The sequence below is a fragment of the Paracoccus marinus genome (genome assembly GCF_007018965.1).
Classification (GTDB): Bacteria; Pseudomonadota; Alphaproteobacteria; order Rhodobacterales; family Rhodobacteraceae; genus Paracoccus; species Paracoccus marinus.
The window spans coordinates 32,406-54,461 of the sequence record NZ_VJYZ01000020.1 but is presented as its reverse complement, the minus strand read 5'-3'; the positions used below and the strand labels follow the sequence as shown (position 1 = coordinate 54,461).

21 protein-coding genes are annotated in these 22,056 nt (G+C 70.7%); 14 read left to right on the top strand and 7 right to left on the bottom strand.

Annotated features, from left to right (window positions below):
• The first annotated feature begins 4 nt into the window (after positions 1-4).
• The 3 genes from FNF32_RS10530 (at position 5) to FNF32_RS10520 (ending at position 2,743) form a co-directional block, all read left to right on the top strand.
• Positions 5-1,240 (top strand): SPOR domain-containing protein, encoded by a 1,236-nt coding sequence (locus FNF32_RS10530; protein ID WP_143796628.1) that lies wholly within the window; start codon positions 5-7, stop codon positions 1,238-1,240.
• Between the two features lie 104 nt (positions 1,241-1,344).
• The gene (gene nagZ / locus FNF32_RS10525) at positions 1,345-2,313 is read left to right on the top strand and encodes a beta-N-acetylhexosaminidase (protein ID WP_246087784.1); all 969 of its coding nucleotides are present in this window, start codon (positions 1,345-1,347) and stop codon (positions 2,311-2,313) included.
• A gap of 31 nt (positions 2,314-2,344) precedes the next feature.
• Positions 2,345-2,743 (top strand): group III truncated hemoglobin, encoded by a 399-nt coding sequence (locus FNF32_RS10520; RefSeq protein ID WP_131674395.1) that lies wholly within the window; start codon positions 2,345-2,347, stop codon positions 2,741-2,743.
• A 38-nt stretch (positions 2,744-2,781) separates the two neighbouring features.
• Here FNF32_RS10520 and FNF32_RS10515 read toward each other — a convergent pair whose 3' ends face one another.
• From FNF32_RS10515 to FNF32_RS15325, 5 genes are all read right to left on the bottom strand, one after another.
• A complete protein-coding gene (locus tag FNF32_RS10515) occupies positions 2,782-4,149 on the bottom strand; it encodes a cytochrome P450 (protein WP_131674396.1) in 1,368 nt (455 codons plus the stop codon).
• Positions 4,146-5,279, bottom strand: a complete 1,134-nt coding sequence (locus FNF32_RS10510) for a hypothetical protein (protein WP_131674429.1) — start codon at positions 5,277-5,279, stop codon at positions 4,146-4,148. The genes FNF32_RS10515 and FNF32_RS10510 overlap by 4 nt, the downstream gene beginning before the upstream one ends.
• An 85-nt stretch (positions 5,280-5,364) precedes the next feature.
• Complete coding sequence (locus FNF32_RS10505) at positions 5,365-6,078, bottom strand: M48 family metallopeptidase (protein ID WP_131674397.1); 714 nt, start codon at positions 6,076-6,078, stop codon at positions 5,365-5,367.
• Between the two features lie 128 nt (positions 6,079-6,206).
• Positions 6,207-7,388, bottom strand: a complete 1,182-nt coding sequence (locus FNF32_RS10500) for a vWA domain-containing protein (protein WP_131674398.1) — start codon at positions 7,386-7,388, stop codon at positions 6,207-6,209.
• Positions 7,388-7,558: a hypothetical protein gene (locus FNF32_RS15325; protein ID WP_185961928.1), complete on the bottom strand. Its 171-nt coding sequence runs from the start codon at positions 7,556-7,558 to the stop codon at positions 7,388-7,390. Before FNF32_RS15325 ends, FNF32_RS10500 begins: the two co-directional genes overlap by 1 nt.
• A gap of 290 nt (positions 7,559-7,848) precedes the next feature.
• Between FNF32_RS15325 and FNF32_RS15650 the strand changes: the two genes are divergently transcribed.
• The 3 genes from FNF32_RS15650 to FNF32_RS10485 all read left to right on the top strand — a co-directional run bounded on the left by FNF32_RS15650 (position 7,849) and on the right by FNF32_RS10485 (position 11,056).
• Positions 7,849-9,030, top strand: a complete 1,182-nt coding sequence (locus tag FNF32_RS15650; protein ID WP_246087780.1) for a Hint domain-containing protein — start codon at positions 7,849-7,851, stop codon at positions 9,028-9,030.
• A 144-nt stretch (positions 9,031-9,174) separates the two neighbouring features.
• A complete protein-coding gene (locus FNF32_RS10490) occupies positions 9,175-10,299 on the top strand; it encodes a Ppx/GppA phosphatase family protein (RefSeq protein ID WP_131674399.1) in 1,125 nt (374 codons plus the stop codon).
• Position 10,300: 1 nt separating this feature from the next.
• On the top strand, positions 10,301-11,056 hold the full coding sequence (locus tag FNF32_RS10485) for an RlmE family RNA methyltransferase (protein WP_131674400.1): 756 nt from the start codon (positions 10,301-10,303) through the stop codon (positions 11,054-11,056).
• Between the two features lie 8 nt (positions 11,057-11,064).
• Here FNF32_RS10485 and FNF32_RS10480 read toward each other — a convergent pair whose 3' ends face one another.
• Together FNF32_RS10480 and miaA are read right to left on the bottom strand one after the other, a co-directional pair.
• Positions 11,065-12,057, bottom strand: a complete 993-nt coding sequence (locus FNF32_RS10480; RefSeq protein WP_131674401.1) for a helix-turn-helix domain-containing protein — start codon at positions 12,055-12,057, stop codon at positions 11,065-11,067.
• Positions 12,058-12,136: 79 nt separating this feature from the next.
• Positions 12,137-13,063 carry a tRNA (adenosine(37)-N6)-dimethylallyltransferase MiaA gene (gene miaA, locus FNF32_RS10475; protein WP_131674402.1) on the bottom strand — a complete coding sequence of 309 codons (927 nt, stop codon included), beginning with the start codon at positions 13,061-13,063 and terminating at the stop codon, positions 12,137-12,139.
• Between the two features lie 80 nt (positions 13,064-13,143).
• Between miaA and pyrH the strand changes: the two genes are divergently transcribed.
• From pyrH to FNF32_RS15760, 8 genes are all read left to right on the top strand, one after another.
• Positions 13,144-13,935, top strand: coding sequence for a UMP kinase (gene pyrH / locus FNF32_RS10470; protein ID WP_246087779.1), 792 nt, complete (start codon positions 13,144-13,146; stop codon positions 13,933-13,935).
• Positions 13,936-14,007: 72 nt separating this feature from the next.
• Positions 14,008-14,571: a ribosome recycling factor gene (gene frr, locus FNF32_RS10465; protein WP_131674403.1), complete on the top strand. Its 564-nt coding sequence runs from the start codon at positions 14,008-14,010 to the stop codon at positions 14,569-14,571.
• 4 nt (positions 14,572-14,575) lie between these two features.
• The gene (uppS, locus tag FNF32_RS10460; RefSeq protein ID WP_131674404.1) at positions 14,576-15,319 is read left to right on the top strand and encodes a polyprenyl diphosphate synthase; all 744 of its coding nucleotides are present in this window, start codon (positions 14,576-14,578) and stop codon (positions 15,317-15,319) included.
• Between the two features lie 35 nt (positions 15,320-15,354).
• Positions 15,355-16,152, top strand: coding sequence for a phosphatidate cytidylyltransferase (locus FNF32_RS10455; RefSeq protein WP_185961927.1), 798 nt, complete (start codon positions 15,355-15,357; stop codon positions 16,150-16,152).
• Position 16,153: 1 nt separating this feature from the next.
• Entirely contained in the window at positions 16,154-17,329 is a 1,176-nt protein-coding gene (gene dxr / locus FNF32_RS10450; RefSeq protein ID WP_131674406.1) for a 1-deoxy-D-xylulose-5-phosphate reductoisomerase, read from the top strand.
• A 37-nt stretch (positions 17,330-17,366) separates the two neighbouring features.
• Positions 17,367-18,695 carry an RIP metalloprotease RseP gene (rseP, locus tag FNF32_RS10445; protein WP_131674407.1) on the top strand — a complete coding sequence of 443 codons (1,329 nt, stop codon included), beginning with the start codon at positions 17,367-17,369 and terminating at the stop codon, positions 18,693-18,695.
• Between the two features lie 98 nt (positions 18,696-18,793).
• Positions 18,794-21,130, top strand: a complete 2,337-nt coding sequence (gene bamA / locus FNF32_RS10440; RefSeq protein ID WP_131674408.1) for an outer membrane protein assembly factor BamA — start codon at positions 18,794-18,796, stop codon at positions 21,128-21,130.
• Entirely contained in the window at positions 21,130-22,056 is a 927-nt protein-coding gene (locus FNF32_RS15760; protein WP_131674409.1) for an OmpH/Skp family outer membrane protein, read from the top strand. The genes bamA and FNF32_RS15760 overlap by 1 nt, the downstream gene beginning before the upstream one ends.

Here is a 22,056-nt window from a genome sequence, read left to right as displayed (position 1 = left end):
GAACATGACAGTGGTGGATTTCCGCTCTGGCGGATTCGACGGCTCGCATCGCGGCGCCGGTGTCTATTCGGATCACGACTACGCACCCGGGCACGCGGGGCACGGCCATGTCGATCTCGACTGGACCGAGGACCACGACTGGGACAACGAGCGGTTCGCGACCGATGACGGCGCCACCGCGCTGACGGAACGCGACACCATCGTCGGCCGCGTCGCGCGGCTTACCCATTACCTCGGCGCGGTGATCTCCGTCTTGCTGATGGTCTCGCTGGCCGTCTGGGGTTACCGGCTGGTCGTGCGCGATGTGTCGGGCGTGCCGGTGATCCGCGCCGTGCAGGGCGATTCCCGCACCGCCCCCGACGAGCCGGGCGGGCAGCTGTCCGAGCGCAGCGGCCTTGCCGTGAACCAGATCGCCGCCGGGACCGAGCAGCGCCGTGTGTCCGAGGTCGCGATCGCGCCCGGCCCGGTCTCGCTGACCGCCGACGACGTCGCGATGGGCAAGCTGGGCGCGACCGCCCGGCCGACCGCGCTGACCGAGGAAATACCCGCCGATCCGAACGCCCGCGACGTGGTCGCCATGTCCGACGCGGACGCCGCCCGCGCCGCGCAGGCGGCCGCCGACGCGGCGCTGGAATCGGCCGAAGCCGGGGCTGCCGACATGGTCGCGACCGATGTCGCGGTGCTGTCGAACGCGCCGGCGGCCGAGGCGCCGGTGAACGAGGCGGTGACGGATCTCGCCGGCGAACGCGCGCAAGGCACCGCGATCACCGAGGCGCTGGCTGAGGCCGGGGCCGAGGCCGCGCCCGGGGCGCTGGCCGCATCGCCGCGCCCGGCCCCCCGTCCGCGCCGCACCGCGATCGCGGCAGCTGCGGCCGTGGCCGCGCCAGAAGCCGCCGCCGCCACCGCGCCTGCCGAAGCGCCCGCCTCCGAACTTAACGCCGAACCCGCTGCCGAACCCGCCGCCGCCGTCAAGTCCGCCAGCGTCGCCTCGGGGGCCGCGCTGGTGCAGATCGGGGCGTTCGACAGCGACGCCATCGCCGGGGCGGAATGGGACCGGGTGTCGGGTCGCTACAGCTCGCTTTTCGCCGGCAAGTCGCCGGTGGTGCAGAAGCACGAGGCGGGCGGCCGCACCTTCTGGCGGCTGCGCGTGGCAGGCTTCGCGGGCCGCGACGACGCGCGAAAGTTCTGCGCCGCGCTGATTGAGGCGGGCGGCGACTGCATCCCGGCCGTCGCCAAGTGACGACGCCTGCCGATCTGCCACGCCACCGCAACGCCTCGTCGCCCCGCGACGGGGCGTCATCGCCTGCAAACGCGCCTGCAAGCGCACCGGTTCATGGCGCGACCATCCTGGGCGTCGAGGGGCTGACGCTGGGCGCGGACGAGCGCGCGTTCCTGCGCGACGCGGACCCGTGGGGGTTCATCCTGTTCGCGCGGAACGTGGACAGCCCCGACCAGCTGCGCCGCCTGACCGGCGACCTGCGCGACGGCGTCGGGCGCGACGCCATCGTGATGACCGATCAGGAAGGCGGGCGGGTCCAGCGCCTTTGCGCGCCGCACTGGACCGACTGGCCCTCGGCCCAGGACAGCGCCGCCGACGGCGCCCGCGCGGTCGAACTGCGCTATCGTCTGCTGGGGCAGGAACTGCGCGCGGCGGGCATCGACTGCGACGCCGCGCCCTGCCTCGATCTGGCGCAGGACGGCACCCACCCGTTCCTGCGCAACCGCTGCTTCGGCACCGACCCCGGCACCGTCGCGCGCATGGGCCGCGCGGCAGCGGACGGGCTGATCGCCGCGGGCGTTCTGCCGGTCGTCAAGCACATGCCGGGCCACGGCCGCACCCGCGTCGACAGCCACCACGACACCCCGGTGCTGGACGTGAGCCTGGACGAACTGGACCGGACCGACTTCGCCCCGTTTCGGGCCCTGGCGGACCTGCCGATGGGGATGACCGCGCATATCCGGCTGACGCAGCTGGACGACCGCCCCGCCACGGCGTCCGCCGCCGCCATCGCCCTGATCCGCGACCGGATCGGCTTCGGCGGGCTGCTGATGACCGACGACATCGGGATGAACGCGCTTGAGGGCACGCCCGGCCAGCGCGCGGCAGCCGCCATCGCCGCGGGCTGCGATCTGGTCCTGCACTGCAACGCGACCCGCGCCGAGTTCGCCGAGGTGGTGGCCGCCGCCGGCCGCATGACCCCGGCCGCCGCCCGCCGGGCCGAGGCGGCGCTTGCCCGCCGCCGTCCGGCCGACGACGCCGACCCGCGTGCGCTGCGCGCCGAACTGGACGCGGTTGTCGCCGCAAGGGCTTGAACGGCCGCCCGCGCGACGCCAGGTTCGGCGCATGACGATCCCGCCCCGCTTTCCCGTCACGCCCGAGCAGATCGACGAGGTCGTGCGCGTCTTTTACGGCGCCGTCCGCCGGCACGAGGTGCTGGCCCCGATCTTTGCCCGCCACGTCGCGGACTGGCCCGCGCACGAGGCGCGGATTGCGGCGTTCTGGCGCAACGCGATCCTGGCCGAACGGGGCTATGACGGCAACCCGACGCTGGTCCATCGCGGCGCGGGCGACGTGACGCCCGCGCATTTCGAGCCGTGGCTGATGCTGTTCGACGCAACGCTCGCCCGGACCCTGCCCAGGGACAGCGCGCAGGCTTGGTCCGCGCTGGCGCACCGGATCGGGGCGGGGCTGCGGATGGCGGTCCAGACCCGCACCCCGGGCGGTCCCCCGATCCTGCGCTAGTCTCCCTGCGCCACCAGCCTTAAACCAATCGTCCTGCGCTAGTCGCGCAGCGACAGCCGCAGCCGGATCCCGTCGCGGCCGCGCACGGTCAGCCGCGCGACCGGCACCGGGTCCGCCGCGCCGCGTCCGATCCGCAGCGCCGCCACGATCAGCGCCAGCATCAGCGGCCCCTCGATCATGGCGAAGCCCGCGCCGGGGCAGACCCGCTGCCCGGCGCTGAAAGGGATATACGCATCGCGCGCGCTGGCCCGGCCCGCTTCGCTGTCCCAGCGGGCCGGATCGAAGGCGTCGGGGTCGGCCCACAGCCGCTCGTGCCGGTGCAGGTGCCAGGGCGACAGGATCACCTGGGTACCGCGCGGCAGGTCGCGGTCTCGCAGCCGCTCGGGCCGGGTCGTCTCGCGCACCACCATCGGCACCGGCGGATAAAGCCGCATCGCCTCGCGGAAGACCGCGCGGGCGACGGGCAGCCGCGACACCGCTGCAAGGTCGACGGGGCCTGCCGCCAGAACCTCGCGCGCCTCGGCCGCGACGCGGTCCTGCCACTCGGGCGCGGCGGCCAGCAACCACAGCGACCATGACAGCGCGCTGGCCGACGTCTCGTGCCCGGCCAGAAAGAAGATCGCGACCTGGTCCACCATTTCAGCCGGGGTAAAGCGGCGGCCCGTCACCGGATCGGCGGTCGTCATGATCTTGGTGGCGAGGTCGCCCGGCGCGGTACCCGCCGCGATCGCCGCCGCGCGCGCGCCGACAAGGTCCGCGATCAGCCGCCGGATCGTCCGCGCGGTCGCGCGCGTGCGGCGCGAATGCGGGGGCGACAACCAGCGCGGCCACGGCAGGATCGCGGCAAGGTTCACGATCGGCTGCGCGTCCTGATGGGCGCGGAAGGCGGCAAAGACCTGCGCCGCCGTGCGGTGTTCGATCGGAAGGGTGAAGAGCGTGCGGAAGATCACGTCGGCGGCGGCGTGGCTCGCCTCGGGCTCGATGTCGATCTCGACCGGGCCGCCCGCCGCCCGCGCCTCGAGCCGCCGGACCGCCGCGACCGAGGCGTCGTGGATCGCGGGAAAGGTCTCGCGCAGGCGCCCGCGCTCGAACGCGGGGTCGATGATCCGGCGCTGAAAGGCCCATTCCTCGCCGTTCGTGACGAACACCGACCGGCCCAGAAGCGGGGCGAGACCGCGCGCGAGCCGCGCCGATTTCGGGAAGTCCTGGGGGCGGTCCTGGAGCACCAGCCTGACCAGCGCGGGATCGTTGCACAGCGCGGTGCGGATCAGCGGGCTGCGGAACTCGGCCATCCAGGCGCGGTAAAGCTTCGCGGGCAGGGCCGACAGAAGGTCGCGCCGGAACCCGCGCGCGAGGCCCGCAACGGTGCCGCGCCTGTCGGACGAGGCGGGCTTGGGCGGGATCATCGGGCGGACACCGCGCTGCGGGTGATGCGTGCGGGCGAATGGCTGCGGCCCGCAAACCGCTGCGACAGGCTGAGCGGACCCGCGGTGATCGCGAAGTAATCGTAGGGACCCGGCCGGTCGAAGGCGCAGAGATACTGGAAGTGCAGCCGGAACCAGCGCCCTTTCAGCGCCTGCTGGCGTTCGGGGGACAGAGTCCGGCTGAACGCGGCCGACAGGACCAGCGGCCCGCGCCGCGCGGCCGGGTGCTGGCCCGCGACCGCCACCGGATCGCAGAGCGCAAAGCAGCAGGCGTCGCCGGGCGCGGTCACGTCCACCCAGTCGACCTCGGGCCGCGTCGCGAGATAGCCCAGATCGGCGCGCAGCCGGTCCGCGCGGGGCAGGGACGCCACCATCGGCACCACGTGGCCCAGCGTCAGAAGCGCGAGCCTGCCGTCCGCGTGTGCCCGCCCGGACCTGACCAGATCGGCCAGCACCGATACTGCGAGACAGGCGCCGGAGGAATGGCCGACGACCAGCACCTCATCGGCATCGCCTTGCAGCGCGCGGGCAACGCGGTCCGCGAAGGCCGCGATCCGCGCCTCGAGCATGGCGGGGTAAGCGCCGCCGTGCCGGGCCGAGAAGGCATAGTCATGCATGAGGTAATAGGCGAACAGCCGGTTGTCATGCCGCTCGAACGCCGCCAGCACCGCCCACCCGACGGCGAGCGCGGGAACCGCCGCGGCCCAGCCCGGCAGCGCCAGCGCGGCCACCCGGAACGTCAGCGCACCGAGCGCCAGCGCAGCCAACCCCTGCGCCAGCAACATCGCCACGGGATACAGCGCCGCCAGCACTGGCCCCCGCCGCAGCCGCATCAGGCGGATCAACGCGCCGGATGCGAGATAGGCCCAGGCGGTCCGCGCGAGTTGCCAGTAGGTCGCCGCGATCGACCGGCCCATCGACGCCTGCACGAGGTCGGCCCAGACCAGCACCTCGAACTCGGTCTCGGTCCGGCGGCCGGCGAAGTCGCCTTGCACCGTCCAGCCGAAGGAGGTGCCGTCGCGGCGCGGACCGATGGTCAGATGGTAGCCCGCGATCCGCGCCTGCTCGGCCCCCTCGCGGCGGTAAAGCTCGCGGTAGCGGCGCGGGGGCATGGGGTCGTAGCCGGGGATGTAAAGGACCTTGCGGCGGAACGGCGCGCCGCATTCGGGTGTCGCCCGGTCCGTCACGCCCGATCCCTCACGCCCGGTGCCAGCGCGCGTCGAGGGCGCGGATCGCCGCGATGCGCCGGTGCGTGGGCGGGTGGGACGCAAGCCAGGCGATGCCCCCGCGGGGCGCCGCATCGCCCTTGGCCCCGGGCGTGCCACCGGCGGCCAGGTGTTCGAGCCGCGCGAGCAGGTCGGTCTGCGGCCCGGTGCCGAACCCCGCCTTGGTCATCAGCGCCGCCGCATAGGCGTCGTCCTGGTATTCGTCGTTCCGCGACAGCCCGGCCGCGACCATGTTGGCCACCATGTTCGCGATCCACGGCCCGATCCCCGGAACGAACCGCCCGAGTGTGCCGCCAAGGACCGTGCGGATCACGTTCTGGCCCGCGAAATCCAGCATCCGCCGTCGCGCGTGGCCATGCGCCACGTGCCCCAGCTCGTGGGCGATGACCGACGCCAGTTCCTCGGCCGTGACCTCGTCCGCGTCGAGCTTGCGCAGGAAACCCGCGGTCAGGAAGATCCGCCCGTCGGGGGCGGCGAGGCCGTTGATCGCCTCGACATGGTAGACATGCGCGCGGATCGGCGGCAGGTCCAGCGCCTCGCCCAGCCGCGCGAGCATCGGCACCAGCCGGGGGTGGTCGAGCGGCGTGGACTTGCGGGTCAGGTCCTGCTTCAGCCGCCACGCCGAAAAGAACCACACCGCGGCGCAGTACGCGATCAGCAGCAGGATCGGGAGAAGCTTCAGCATGGCGGCAATCTGGGGTCGGGCGCGGGGCGCGTCAATCCGGGGTTGCGGCGGAGGGCGGAAAGGAAGGGGCGCTGCCCCTCGGGGCCGATGGCCCCTCACCCCGGGATGGATGGAGACAGAAGATGCCCTCAGCCAAGAAGCCTCATCGCGCGGGTGAGGCCGTCGAGGGTGAGCGGCATCATCCGGTTTTCGAACACGCTGCCGACCATGCCGATCGACGGCGTGTAGCCCCAGTGCTGTTCGGGGACCGGGTTGAGCCAGACGTGGTCGGGCCAGGTCGCGCAGGCGCGGCGCAACCACAGCTCGCCCGGCTCGGCGTTCCAGTGTTCGCTGGCGCCGCCCGGCGCCGCGATCTCGTAGGGCGACATCGAGGCGTCGCCCACGAAGATGCATTTGTGATCGCGCCCATAGGTGTGCAGCACGTCCCAGGTCGGGGTCTGCGCGTCCCAGCGGCGGCGGTTGTCCTGCCACACGCCCTCGTAAAGGCAGTTGTGGAAGTAGAAGTGCTTCATTTGCCGGAACTCGGCCCGGGCGGCCGAGAACAGCTCGTCCACCACCCGGATGTGGTCGTCCATGCTGCCGCCCACGTCGAGAAACAGCAGCACCTTGACCGCGTTGCGCCGTTCCGGCCGGGTCTGGACGTCGATATAGCCGTGATCGGCGGTGGCGCGGATCGTGGCCGGCAGGTCCAGCTCGTCCGCGGCCCCGTGGCGGGCCCACTGGCGCAGGCGCTTCAGCGCGACCTTGATGTTGCGGGTGCCCAGTTCGACCTGGTCGTCGAAGTCGCGGAACTCGCGCCTGTCCCAGACCTTCGCGGCGCGGCGGTGGCGGCTGGTCGCCTGGCCGATGCGGACGCCTTCGGGATTGTAGCCGTAAGCGCCGAAGGGCGAGGTGCCGGCGGTGCCGATCCACCTGTTGCCGCCCTGGTGGCGGCCCTGCTGTTCGGCCAGACGCTCGCGCAGCTTGTTCATCAGCGCCTCGAAACTGCCCGCGCCTTCGATCTGCGCCTTTTCCTCGTCGGTCAGCAGCTTCTCGGCCAGCTTTTCCAACCACTCCCGGGGCAGGTCCGCCTGTTCGACCAAGGCTTCGACCGGGACTGTCTCAAGCCCCGCGAAAGCTTCGGCGAAGGCGCGGTCGAAGCGGTCGATATGGCGTTCGTCCTTGACGAGGATGGCGCGGGCGACGGTGTGGAACTCCTCGACCGACCAGCCGGCGACGCCCGCCTGCATCGCCCCCATCAGATCCAGCCATTCCCGCAGGCTGACGGGCACGCCGTGCCGGCGCAGCGATCCCAGGAAGGGGCGGAACATCAGCCGCGCATCGCGCGGTCCAGCGCGATGGACAGGAACAGGCCCAGCAGCGCGAAGGCGAGCGCATGGGCGGCGGCGTACTGGATGCGGTCGGCGCGCCGGCCCCCCGCCTTGCGGGCGCGGTAATCGCCCAGAAGGGCGCCGAGGACGAGGGCGGCTGCGATGATCATGCGAAGCTCCGCCGCCGGGTAGGGCGGTGCGGTTGATCTATGGCTTGCGCCCACGGGCCGCAAGCGGCCCCGGACCGATCAATTCCCGATTGATCGCCGCGGACTCAACCGGGTGGCGAGGACATTGATGTGACGTCGGAAATCACGGGCCTGCTGCCCGCAAGGGTTGAGGGTAATCCTGCAACACTATGTTTTAAGTTAGGATTTTAGCGATCCCGATGCAAACGCAGCGGTTGCGCGGTATCTTCGGCGTGCCGCTGTTTTTGGCTGTTTGTTGACGAGGACCGATCATGACCAATTCGCCGAAGCCGACGATTCCGTCGGATGGCGCCGCCTGCGCCAACCAGTTCCAGGCCATCTATCTTGGCGACGTGGACTCCAGCCAGTACATCGACCGCTTCGAGGGGCTGCCCGGCACCGAGACGAGCTTTACCCTGCTGGGCAAGACCTTCGGCAGCGTCGCCGATCCGCTGACGAACGGCATCGTCACCGTCACCGCGAACGACACCAACCACGACGGCCGGCTGTTCGGGGAAAACGGCATCTTCGACCGCAAGGGGTTCGAGACGTTCACCACCGACCGCCCCCTGCCTGTCACCGGCACCGGCAAGACCGACGACAACTTCAACTTCGACGGCGTGACGCAGTACCGCGCCACGATCACCTATCTCGATGGCAGCCAGTGCAAGAACGCGCTCGTCACCGTCATGCAGGACGATCTGGGCCGCACCTTCCTGGTCCCCAATCTCGACGGCAAGAACGATGCGCTCACCGCCGGTCCGATCAAGTCGCTCAAGATCACCAACCTGGCCGAGCTGAATCCGTTCAACAACAACCTCGACACGCACCGGCCGCAGATCCACTTCGTGCCCTGCTTTGCCGGCGGCACGCGCATCCTGACGGCGGACGGCCTGCGCCCGGTCGAGGACATCCGACCGGGCGACCTGGTGCAGACGGTGGATCACGGGATGCAGCCGGTGCGCTGGGTCGGGGCACGGACGCTCGACGCGGTCGATCTGGCCGCGTCTTCGGCGCTGCTGCCGATCCGCATCGGCGCGGGCGCGCTGGGGGCGGGTCTGCCCGAGCGTGACCTGATGGTATCGCCGCAGCACCGCGTCATGGTCAGGTCGGACCTCGCGCGCGAACTGTCGGGGCAGGACGAGGTTCTGGTCGCCGCCAAGCACCTGCTGGCGGTCGAGGGGATCGAGATTGCGGCCGACATCACCTCGGTGTCCTATCACCACGTTCTCTTCGATCGCCACGAGGTGATCTGGTCCGAGGGCGCGCAGACCGAGTCGCTGTTTTTGGGCGAACAGGCGCTGGCGGCGCTGCCCGACGCCTCGCTGCGCGAGATCATGACGCTGTTCCCGGAAATCGCGGATGGCCTGCCCGAAAGCGGCGCGCGGCCGTTCCTGCCCGGGCGCGCCGCGCGGGGGCTCGCTCAGCGCCATGCGGGCGTCGCGATGCAGTAACCTCGTTCGGGCGTTTGCATGTCGGGGGGGCGTTTGCCCCCCTGTTTCGTTGACGCGAGGTTTCGACGCCACAAGGGATCGGGACTTGAACGCCCAAGGGCCGGGGATTACGTTCGAGTCAACTTGAAATCGGAGGGCGTTGCCATGACGCCCAAGCGTCCCGCGGGTGCGGACGCGTTCCCGGATCCATCGGTCGAGCCTTCCGCCGCCCGCCAACCCGACGAAAGCACGCTCTACGCGGCTCTCGATCTGGGCACGAACAGTTGCCGGATGCTGATCGCCCGTCCGACGGGCAATCAGTTCCAGGTGATCGACAGCTTTTCCAAACCTGTCCAGCTGGGGCAGGGGCTGGAAGCGTCGGGCCGCCTGTCGCGCCAGTCGATGGCGCGCACCGTCCACGCATTGCAGGTCTGCCGGCGCAAGCTGGAAAAGCACGGCGTCGCGCGGATGCGGCTTGTCGCGACCGAGGCGTGCAGGCGCGCCCGCAACAGCCGCGACTTCATGCGGACGATCCGGCGCGAGACCGGCCTTCCGATCGAGATCATCCAGCCCGAGGAAGAGGCGCGGCTAGCCGTCATCTCGTGCGCGCCGCTGGTCAGCCTGCGGACGGAACAGCTTTTGATCGTGGACATCGGCGGCGGCTCGACCGAGCTGGTCTGGATCGACGTGAGCGGGGTCGAGCCGGCCGAACGCCCGCGCGCCATCATGGCGCTGGGGGACGGGTTCGGGAACCCGCAGCCGGGCGCCGCGCGCGTGGTGGACTGGATCAGCGTGCCGCTGGGCGTCGCCACGCTGCGCGACCAATTCGCCGATGTCGAGGACGACCAGGGCCGCTTCGCCCTGATGAGCTGGCATTTCGAGGAGATGCTGGCCGACTTCGTCCCCTACGCGACCGAGGGGCGCGCGGGCGAAAACTTCCAGATCATTGGCACCTCGGGCACGGTCACGACGGTCGCGGCCAGTTTTCTGGGCCTCAAGCGCTATGACCGGACCAAGGTGGACGGGCTGACGATGACCTCGCCCCAGATCGACAAGGTGATCCGCGACTACCTCGCGCTCGGCCCCGAGGGGCGGCGGGCGGACCCGCGGATCGGCCGCGAGCGGCACGCGCTCATCATGTCCGGGGCCGCCATCCTGCAGACGCTGATGCGGGTCTGGCCCACCAACCGCCTGTCGGTTGCGGACCGCGGGCTACGCGAGGGGTTGCTTTACGCCCAGATGGTGCGCGATGGCGTGCTGACGCCCGAAGGGGTGAACGGGGTGGCATGAGATGACCGAAGGAAAGAAGCCCGGCGACCGGGCGCGGAAAAGTTCGGGCCGCGGGCAGCGCGACCTGCGGGTCCGCGTGAAGTCGGCCAAGGGGCGCAAGCTGTCCTCGACCCTGTGGCTGGAACGGCAGCTGAACGATCCCTACGTGGCCCGTGCCAAGCGCGAGGGGTATCGAGGGCGCGCGGCCTACAAGATCCTTGAACTGGACAAGAAATACGGCTTCCTCGTGCCCGGCGCGCGGGTGGTGGACCTTGGCGCGGCGCCGGGCGGGTGGTCGCAGGTGGCGGTCGCGCGGGTGAACGCGCTGGGGGAACGCGGCGGCAAGCAGGGCACCGTGCTGGGCGTCGATCTGCAAGAGATCGACCCGATCGCAGGGGCGGAACTGCACCAGCTGGACTTCCTGTCCGACGACGCCGACGCCAAGGTCAAGGCATGGCTGGGCGGTCCCGCCGACGTGGTGATGTCGGACATGGCGGCGGCCTCGTCGGGCCACAAGGGCACTGACCACATCCGCATCGTCGCGCTGGTCGAGGCGGCGGCGGCCTTTGCCTTCGACGTGCTGACCCCCGGCGGGACGTTCGTGGCCAAGGTGCTGGCGGGCGGGGCAGAGCTGAGCCTGCAGACGCTGCTCAAGCAGAACTTCGACAAGGTGGCGAACGTGAAACCCCCGGCGAGCCGGGCGGATTCGTCCGAGAAGTTCGTGGTGGCGCAGGGCTTCCGGGGCAAACCCGAGCCATCGGGCAGCGACGAGGACTGACGCGGCCCTCAGGCCCGGCCCGGCGCGCGGAAGCTTTCGGCCGGGCGGCCGGTCGCGGCCACGAAGGCGCGGTTGAGATGCGCGACGCCGGTATATCCCATGCGCGTGGCGATGCTGCCCAGACTGTCATGGGTGCCCCGCAGCAGCGCCATCGCCCCCTCGAACCGCAGGTCGTACAGCATCTCGAGCGCGGTTTGCCCGCGCTGCGCCTGGCAGGCCGCGTCAAGATCGACGCGGTTCACGCCGATCGCCTGGGCCAGGTCCGACAGCGTCCGGCCACGGCCAAGCTCGCGCCCGGCAAGGTCGATGAAGTCGCGCATGATCCGCTTGGACCCGTTCTGCAGCGGCGTGACGCTGGTGCGCGTATCCTGCGGCTGGCTGAAAAGATCGCCCCGCTGCAGCAGGATCGACAGCAGGCGCAGCCGCGCGTCGGCCGCCTGCCGGGCGCTCGCGACCGGCAGCCCGCCGTCGCGCTGGATCGCGGACAGATGCGCGCCGAGTTCGGCCCGCAGATCGGCCGAGAAGTGGCCGGCCAGCAGCTGCGTGGGCAGCGCGGGGGTCAGGTCGCGCGTCAGGGCCGACGGGATCCGCAGGACGGCGCCCTGCGCGTCGGCCGCAGGCTGCACCGCGAACGCGCTGCCCGCCGGCACGAACACCAGCTGCCCCGCACCGCAGGACTGGCCCGAACGCGGCAGGTCGATCCGCACGCCGCCCTGATCGACCAGCATCAGGACGTGGTCGCTGCGGACCCGCGGCCGCCGTGTGACACCGGTGCCGCCCCACCAGAAGCTTGCGAGCGGAACCACCCGCAACCCGTCGAGGACATGGGCCGTCAAGCCGGAATAGGCGACCGCGGGCGGTTGCGCGGCACGGTCGGGGATCGCGGGAAGGCTAGGGGCCGGAAACACGGATTGGGCCGACGCCGAACCGTCGTCCACCCTACCGGGCACCGGGCACGGCAGCCGGTTCTCGTCGAGAAGATGCGGGTCGGGGTTCAGCATCGGGTCCTGTCGTTCAGCGCGAAAGCGACTGTGATCAACAAACGTTAACGACGCGTGAACGTTCCAGTAATTCCGCCAGTCATTTCAACCGGACGGCGACGTGATCCCAGTCCCGCATCCGGTTCCTGAACCAGATCCGCTGCGACTTCGCGTATTGGCGCGTGGCGATCACCGCCTGCTCGCGCGCCGCGTCTAGGCTCGACCCGCCGGACAGATGCGCCGCAAGTTCCGGCGCGCCGATCGCGTGGGTCCACTGCGCGCCTTCCCGCCAGTGCGGCAGCATCGCCGCGACCTCGTCCAGCGCGCCTTGCGCGAGCATGGCGTCGAACCGCCGCGCGATCCGGTCCGCCAGCGCGTCGCGGTCGGCGTTCAGCACCAGCCGGGTCGCGTCGCCGGGTGCGATCAGCGGGGCGGGGGTGTCGGCCTGCCATTCGGCAAGGCCGCGTCCCGTCGCCTCCAGCACCTCCCACGCGCGCTGGACGCGGGCGGGGTTCTGCAGGTCAAGCCCGTCGCGGGTGCGGGGGTCGAGCGCGCGGGCCATCGCTTCCAGCCCGCCTTGCGCCATCCATGCGTCGGCGCGGGCGCGGACGTCGGGGCCGACCGGCGGGATGACCGCAAGCCCGCGCGTCAGGCTGGACAGGTAAAGCCCGGTCCCGCCCGCCACGATCAGCCGCTCGCCCCCGCTCAGAAGCGCCGCCACCTCGGCCAGCCAGTCGCCGACCGAATAGCTGCGCCCCGGCGCGACGTGGCCGTAAAGCGCGTGCGGCGCCGCCGCCTCATCGTCCGCGTCCGGGCGCGCGGTCAGGACGCGCCAGCACGACCAGACCTGCAGCGCGTCGGCGTTGACCACGACGCCGCCCTGCGCCTGCGCGATGGCCAGCGCCAGCGCCGACTTTCCCGATGCGGTCGGCCCCGCGATCACCACATGCCGCGCGGGGTCGATCGGCGGCAGGTCGCCGGAAAGCCGGATCGGGTGCGGGCTGGCGGGGACCTGGACTGCGGACATCGGAGCTTCCGGTTGAACATGCAGCCCATTTGGGACATTTTCCCCGGCAGCGAAACAGCCGGCACGAATGCGGGGACCAGATGACCGAAGCGACAGCGACAACCCCCGATGACGGCCTTGCCTCCACCCGGTCCGGCCAGTCGGGCCAGCCCGGCCCTGCGCGCAGCGGCTACAATCGCGTGCTGCTGAAGATCTCGGGCGAGGCGCTGATGGGCGATCAGGGCTTCGGCCTGCACCCGCCGACCGTCGCGCGCATCGCCGACGAGGTCGAAGCGGTCCACCGCACCGGGGTCGAGATCTGCATGGTGATCGGCGGCGGCAACATCTTCCGCGGCCTGCAGGGGTCCGCGCAGGGGATGGAACGTACGACCGCCGACTACATGGGGATGCTCGCGACCGTCATGAACGCGCTTGCCATGCAGGCCGCGCTCGAGGCCAAGAACATCCACACGCGGGTCATCAGCGCGATCCGCATGGACGAGGTGGCCGAGCCCTATATCCGCCGCCGCGCCGTGCGGCACCTGGAAAAGAAGCGCATCTGCATCTTCGCGGCCGGCACCGGCAACCCGTATTTCACGACCGACACTGCCGCGACGCTGCGCGCATCCGAAATGAACTGCGAGGCGATCTTCAAGGGGACCAAGGTGGACGGCGTCTATGACCGCGACCCGGTCAAGCACGCCGACGCCACCCGCTACGACACCGTGACCTACGACGAGGTGCTGCAAAAGCACCTGGGCGTTATGGACGCATCGGCCATTGCGCTTGCCCGCGACAACGACCTGCCGATCATCGTCTTCTCGCTGGACGAGCCGGGCGGGTTCCGGTCGATCCTGGACGGCACGGGCACTTATACGCGGGTGCATGGCTGAATCCTTTGCACTGGCGCGGGGCTTTGGCTATTAGCGCTGGAACACGCGAAAGACGGGCAGAAGGCAGCAGTGATGGCGGACGACATCGAAATCGACACCGACGATCTTGAACGTCGCATGAAGGGCGCGATGGACAGCCTGCGGCACGAGTTCCAGTCGCTGCGCACCGGCCGCGCCTCGGCCTCGATGATCGATCCGGTGATGGTGGACGCCTACGGCTCGCCCACGCCGATCAACCAGGTCGGCACCGTCAACGTCCCCGAGCCGCGGATGGTCACGATCAACGTCTGGGACAAGGCGCTGGTCGGCAAGGTCGAAAAGGCGATCCGCGAAAGCGGCCTCGGCATCAACCCGCAGCTGAACGGCACCATCATCATGCTGCCGATCCCGGAACTGAACGAGGAACGCCGGCGCGAGCTGACCAAGGTCGCCGCCCAGTATTCGGAAAGCGCGCGCGTCGCCATCCGCAACGTCCGCCGCGACGGCATGGACCAGATCAAGAAGGCGAAGTCTTCGGGCATGGCCGAGGACGACCAGAAGTTCTGGGAAACCGCCGTGCAGGACCTGACCGACAAGATGATCGCCGAGGTAGACAAGGCGCTTGAATCCAAGCAAGCCGAAATCATGCAGGTCTAGGACGATGGCCGTTCCCGCATCCGAACTGACCGCAGATCCCGCGGGCACGGCCGGGGTTCCGCGCCCGCGCCACGTCGCCATCATCATGGACGGAAACGGCCGCTGGGCGACCGAGCGCGGCTGGCCCCGCCTCGTCGGGCACCGCAAGGGCGCCGAGCGGGTCAAGCAGGTCGTCCACGCCTGCCCCGACATGGGCGTCAACTGGCTGACGATCTACGCATTCTCGACCGAGAACTGGAAGCGTTCGACGGCCGAGGTGCTGGGCCTGATGGGCATCTTCGCGCGCTACATCAAGCGCGAGGCGGACGTGATGGCGGCCGAGGGGGTGCGGATGCGCTTCATCGGAGACCGCGGACCGCTGGACAAGAAGCTGCGCAATCTCATGGACACGATCGAGGTCCAGACCGCCGGCAACTCGCGCCTGAACCTGACCGTCGCCATCAACTATGGCGGCCGGGCCGAGCTTGCGCGCGCAACCGGCCGCCTTGCCGCAAAGATCGCCGCGGGCGAGATCGCGGCCCCGACCGAGGCCGATCTGGCCGCCTGCCTCGACACCGCAGGCCACCCCGACCCGGACCTGGTGATCCGCACCTCGGGCGAGACGCGGATCTCGAACTTCCTGCCGTTCCAGTCCGCCTATGCCGAGTACGAATTCACGCCGACGCTGTGGCCGGACTTCACCCCCGACCACCTTGGCGCGATCCTCGACCGCTTCGGCATGCGCGACCGCCGCTTCGGCGCCGCATGAGGCGGAGCCTTCGGCCCCCGCCAGCGCAGGGACGGGTGGCGGGACGGTGGGCGGACCTGACCCAGCGCTTCGGTTCGGGGCTGATGGTCGCCGTCGTGGGCGTCGTCGTGCTGGTCGTGGGGCACCTGCCGCTGCACGTGGGCGCGGCCGTCCTGATCGCCGGGCTGATGTGGGAACTGACCCGGATCACCGCGTCGCAGCGCTATTCCAGCCCCGCCTCGCGCCGCTCGAGGCTGCTGGCGCTGATGTCGGCGCTGATCTTCCTGTTCGTGTCGTTCTATCCGTTCGAATACGCCGTCCTGCTGGTCGCCGTTCCGGTCGTCATCGGCTGGCGCGGCACCAATCCCGCGCATCGCGGCAAGTTCGTGGCGTTCGCGCTGTCGTTCTTCCTCGCCTGCCTGTCGCTTCTGCAGGTGCGCGAGGATGCAGGGCTGGCGGTCGCGCTGTGGATCGCCGTGACCGCCGTGCAGTCGGACGTGCTGGGCTATTTCGTGGGCAAGGCGCTTGGCGGGCCGAAGTTCTGGCCCGCCATCAGCCCCAACAAGACGTGGAGTGGGACGCTCGCCGGCTGGATCGGCGCGGTGGTGCTGGCGGTCCTGTTCATCGCGGCGGGCTATGGCAGCTGGTGGATGCTGCCGGTGGCGCCGCTGCTGGCCTTTGCCGGGCAGATGGGCGACATCGCCGAAAGCGCGCTGAAGCGGCGCACGGGCATCAAGGACAGCTCGGACCTGATCCCGGGCCACGGCGGCGTCATGGACCGCTTCGACGCGCTGACGGCCGCGTTCCTCGTCGCGCTTGTCTTTGCGCCGCTGATCCCGCGGCTGGGGAGCTGACATGAAAACCCTGTCGATCTTCGGCGCGACCGGATCGGTCGGCGAAAGCGCGTTCGACCTGCTGATGCGGGCGGGCGGCCCCGACGCCTACCGCACCATCGCCCTGACCGGCGGCCGCAACGTCGCGCGGCTGGCCGAGATGGCGCGCGCGCTGCGGGCCGAGGTCGCCGTCATCGCCGACGAAAGCCTGCTGGGCGGCTTGCGGGACGCGCTGGCGGGGTCGGGCACAAGGGCGGCGGCGGGCGAGGTCGCGATCGACGAGGCGGCGCGGATGCCGTCGGACTGGTCGCTGTCCGCGATCGTGGGCACGGCGGGCCTGATGCCGGGGCTGCGGGTGGTGGAACGGGGCGGCACACTGGCGCTGGCGAACAAGGAAAGCTTGGTCGCCGCCGGGCCGCTGCTGATGGGCAAGGCGCGCGCCAGCGGGTCCGCGATCCTGCCGGTCGATTCCGAACATTCCGCCGTCTTTCAATGTCTTGGATGCGGCAAGCTCGACGGCGTCGAGCGTGTGACGATCACCGCGTCGGGCGGGGCGTTCCGCGACTGGCCGCTGGAACGGCTGGCGAGCGCGACGGTGGCCGAGGCGTCGTGCCACCCGAACTGGTCGATGGGCCAGCGGATCACCATCGACAGCGCAAGCATGTTCAACAAGGCGCTGGAAGTCATTGAAGCGCACGAGTTCTTCGGGCTCTCCAGCGACCGCATCCGGGTCCTCGTGCATCCCGAATCCATCGTCCACGCCATGGTCACGTACTGCGACGGGGCAACGCTCGCCCATATGGGTCCGCCCGACATGCGCCACGCGATCGGCCACGCGCTGCACTGGCCCGATCGCGCTGCGCTGCCGGTCGCGGCGCTGGACCTTGCCGCGCTGGGGCAGCTGACCTTCCGCGCCCCGGACGAGGTGCGCTGGCCCGCGCTGCGGCTTGCGCGCGAGGTGATCGCGCAGGGCGGCGCGGCGGGCGCGGTGCTGAACGCGGCCAAGGAACAGGCGCTCGACGACTTCATGGCCGGGCGGATCGGCTTTGCCGACATGGCCCCGGCGGTCGAGCATGCGCTGGACATCGCCGCCGGGCGTCCCCATTTCGGCGACAGTCCCGGCGATCTGGACGCCGTGCTGGCCTGGGACCGGGCCGCGCGCCGCGACGCGGGCGACTGGGCCGCCCGCAGGGGCTGACGGCGAATTTCAGGCGACGGCCCGGAAAGGCACGACAATGATCGACATCATCAGCCAGCTGGGCGGCGTTGCCTGGACCATCGTCGCCTTCGTCGTGGCCCTGTCGATCATCGTCGGTGTCCACGAATACGGCCACTATATCGTCGGCCGCTGGTCGGGGATCCGGGCCGAGGTGTTCTCGCTGGGCTTCGGCCCGCGGCTCTGGTCGCGGCGCGACCGGCGCGGAACGCTGTGGCAGGTGGCCGCGATCCCGCTGGGGGGCTACGTCCGGTTCCTGGGCGATGCGGACGCCGCAAGCGCGGGTCCCGGACGCCCCGTCGATCCCGCCCTGCGGCGCCAGACCCTCGAAGGCGCGCCGCTGTGGGGGCGCTTCGCCACCGTCGCGGCGGGGCCGCTTGCGAACTTCATCCTGTCGACCGTGATCTTCGCGGCCGTGATCGCAATTCAGGGCGTGGCCGTCGACCGCGTTCAGGTGGGCGAGGTCGCACCGACCCCGCCCGGCATCGTCAACGAATTGCGGCCGGGCGACGAGATCCTGTCGATCGACGGCCGCCCCGTCCCCGACTGGCCCGCGCTGTTCAGCGCCGGGCGCGACCTGCCCGCGGCGGCGGCCTTCGACTGGACAGTGCGCCGCGACGGGGCCGAGGTCACGGTCCGCGGCCCCCATCCCGCGCCGCCCCTGATCGCGGGCGTGGCCCCGCGCAGCGCCGCATCCGGCGCGGGGCTTCGGCCCGGCGACGTGATCCGGGCCATCGACGGCACGCCCGTCTTCCGCTTCGACGAACTGCGCCAGCGGGTCGAGGCGGCGAACGGCGGCGCGATCCTTCTGCGCGTCTGGCGGCCCGGCGCGGGCGAGGCCGATTATACCCTTGTGCCCAAGCGGCAGGACCTGCCCACCGCCGACGGCTACGAGAAGCGATGGCTGATCGGCGTCACGGGTGACAGCGGCTACTTCACCCCCGCGACCCGCGCGCCCGGCCCGTTCGAGGCGCTGCGCACCGGCATCGCCCAGACCTGGTCGATCATCGTCGGCTCGGTGTCGGGGCTGTGGGCGATGCTGTCGGGGCAGATCGGCAGCTGCAACCTGGGCGGGGCCATCTCGATCGCCGAAAGCACCGGGCAGGCGGCCACCACCGGGTTCACCAGCTTCGTGCTGTGGATCGGCGTCCTGTCGGCGGCGATCGGGTTTCTCAATATCCTGCCGGTCCCGGTCCTTGACGGCGGCCATCTCGCCTTCTTCACGTGGGAGGCGGTGACCGGCCGCCCGCCGTCGCCCCGCGCGCTGCGCATCCTGACCTCGATCGGGCTGGCGGCGGTGCTGTCACTGATGATTTTCGGTCTCTCCAACGACATTCTGTGCCGCTGACCGAGGGCTTTGTTTTGACAGCGCGCGCGGCGGTGATTAACCATCGCCGCAATTGCGACGGGGGAACCCCGCGCACGGCGGATGCATGAGGGGCGGCCATGACCAAACGGACTTTCGGCAGGGGCGCGGCGGCGCTGGTTTCGGTGCTGGCGCTTGCGCCCGCGCTGGTCGCGGTGCCGGCACCGGCGATGGCCTATACCTTCAGCAACGTACAGATCGAGGGATCGCAGCGGATCGAGTCCGCAACAATCCTGTCCACCGCCGGCATCGACCGTGGCCAGGATCTGAGCGCCGGTGACCTGAACGAGGCGCAGCAGCGCCTGCAGCAGTCGGGCCTGTTCGAGACCGTCGAGCTGGTGCCGCAGGGCGGCACGCTTGTCATCCGCGTGTCCGAATACCCGACCATCCGCGTCATCAGCTTCGAGGGGAACCGCCGCCTCAAGGACGAGGACCTGGCCGAGATCGTCAGTTCGCGCGCGAACCGGGTGCTGTCGCCCGCGCAGACTGAACAGGACGCGCAGCTGATCGCCGCCGCCTACGCCGCCGGCGGCCGCCTGGCCGCCCGCGTCGATCCCCGCGTGATCCGGCGCGGCCAGAACCAGGTCGATCTGGTGTTCGAGATCCGCGAAGGCGACGTGACCGAGATCGAGCGGATCGGCTTTACCGGCAACCGCGCGTTTTCCGACCGCCAGCTGCGCAACGTCCTGCAGACCAAGCAGGCGGGCCTGCTGCGGACCTTCATCCAGCGCGATACCTATGCCCCCGAACGCCAGCAGCTTGACCAGCAGCTGCTGATCGACTTCTACCGCTCGCGCGGCTACGCCGACTTCCGCGTCAGCGCCGTCGCCCCGGAAATCAGCCGCGAACGTGACGCGTTCTTCGTCACCTACGACATCTACGAGGGGCCGCGCTACACCTTCGCGCAGGTGGACACGATCAGCGAAGTGCCGGGCGTCGATGCCGCCCCGTTCGCGGCCCAGAACCGCGTCCGCCCCGGCGAGGTCTACAGCCCGCAAGCGGTCGAGAACACGATCCGCCGCATGGAAACCGTCGCCATCCAGCAGGGCCTCGACTTCATCAGCATCGAGCCGCGCGTCGTCAAGAACGAGCGCAACCAGTCGCTGGGCCTGACCTTCGCGCTGACCCGCGGCCCCCGCATCTTCGTCGAGCGGATCGACATCGAGGGCAACACGACCACGCTGGACCAGGTGATTCGGCGTCAGTTCCGCACCGTCGAAGGCGACCCCTTCAACCCGCGCGAGATCAGGAACGCGGCCGAACGCATCCGCGCGCTCGGCTACTTCGCCGACGCGCAGGTCGAAAGCCGCCCCGGCACCTCGCCGCAAGAGGTGATCGTGGACGTGAACGTCGAGGAGCAGCCGACCGGCAGCCTGTCGTTTGGCGCAAGCTACGGCGCGTCCGCCGGCGTCGGCCTGAACGTCGCGCTGCAGGAACGCAACTTCCTGGGCCGCGGGCAAGAGGTCGGGCTGAGCCTGTCCACCACCGATGGCTCGCAGAACTTCGCCTTCGACTTCGTGGAACCCGCGTTCCTCGACCGCGATCTTCGCGCGCGGTTCTCGGCCTGGTACCAGACCACCGACCGCCTGAACTCGGACTACAACACCGAAGGGGCGGGGTTCCTGACCGGGATCGAGTTCCCCGTCAGCGAGAACGGCCGGGTCGAGCTGCGCTACCGTCTGGAACAGGACGAGCTGAAGGACGTGGACCCGATCGAGGTCGATCCCGAGACGGGTGAGCTGGATGGGTCGTCGCCGATCCTCTACTTCGAGCAGGGGCCGCGCCTGTCGTCGTCCCTAGGCTACAACTACAGCTATGACACCCGCCGCACCGGGCTTGATCCGCTGACCAGCTACAAGCTGGACCTCGCGCAGGACTTCGCGGGCTTGGGCGGCGACGTGAACTCGGTCACGACCACGCTGATCGCGGGCGTCGAAAGCACCGCGTGGCGGCGCAACGTGACCTTGCTGGCCGAGGTCGAGGGCGGCGCGGTTCACATGCTGGAAGACGACGTGAGCCGGATCACCGACCGCTTCACCGGCAACAACAAGGTCCGCGGCTTCAAGCCGAACGGCTATGGTCCGCGCGACCTGGCCGCCCCGAACGAGGACGCGCTGGGGGGCAACTTCTACTGGGCCGCCCGCGCCGAGGCGCGCTTCCCGCTGGGGCTGCCCGAGGAATACGGGATCGACGCGGGGCTGTTCGCCGACGCGGGCTCGGTCTGGGGCCTTGACGAGACGACCGGCGCCTACGGCGTCGAAGTGGACGACACCATGCGCGTCCGCGCGGCGGTCGGCGTGTCGCTGTTCTGGACCACGCCGGTCGGGCCGCTGCGCTTCAACCTCGCCAAGGCGGTCCAGAAAGAGGACTATGACGAGGAACAGGCGTTCGACCTGACGCTGTCCACGCGGTTCTGATGGCGGCGCGGCTGCTGATCCGGGCCGCGCTGCTGGCAAGCCTCGCGCCGATCGGCGCGCTGGCGCAACAGGCGCCGGGGGCGGACGCGGCGGGGGCGGGCTCGCCTGCGCCTGCCTCACCATCCCTCACCTCACCTGCACCGACTTCACCTTCACCGACGAACGGTGCGGCGATGTCCAAGGCGATCGTCACCGTGGACCAGGAACAGCTTTACAGCCGGTCCGCATGGGGCAAGCGGGCCGAGGCGCTGGTGGCCGAGCGGCTGCGCGCGCTCGAGGCGGAAAACGACCGGCTGGTCAAGGAACTGTCGGCCGAAGAGGCGGCGCTGACCGATCAGCGCGCGACGCTTCCGGCCGAGGATTTCCGCGCCCGAGCCGCCGCCTTCGACGAGCGGGTGACGACCTTGCGGCGCGAACGCGAGGCGGCCTCGCTGGAGGTCGCGGCGCTGTCGGACGCCGAGCGCAGCACGTTCTTCGCCGCCGCAATCCCGGTGATCGGCGCGCTGATGCGCGAACGCGGCGCGGTGGTGGTGCTGGACCCCCGCACCGTCCTTCTGTCGGCCGAGGCGATCGACATCACCGACGCCGCCGTGTCGCGCCTGAACGGCGAGATCGGCGACGGCGCGGGCAAGGTTCAGCCGCCCACCGTCGTGCCCCGGCAACCGGCGGGCACCGAAGCCGCGCCAGGGGCCGGTCCCACCGAGGGGGACGCGGGCGGGATCGATCCGTTCACGCCGCCTGCCCAGCCGGGGGGCCAGCCGCCTGCCCAGCCGGAGGGCCAGCCGCCTGCCCAGCCGGGGGGCCAGCCGGGGGACACTCCGGCAGGCCAGCCTGCGCCTGATGCCGCAACCTCTCCATCCGCGCCGATCCCGCCCGATCTGTCCGCGCCGTCGGGCGCGCCCGCAGCCCCGGGTGCGGGGAACTGA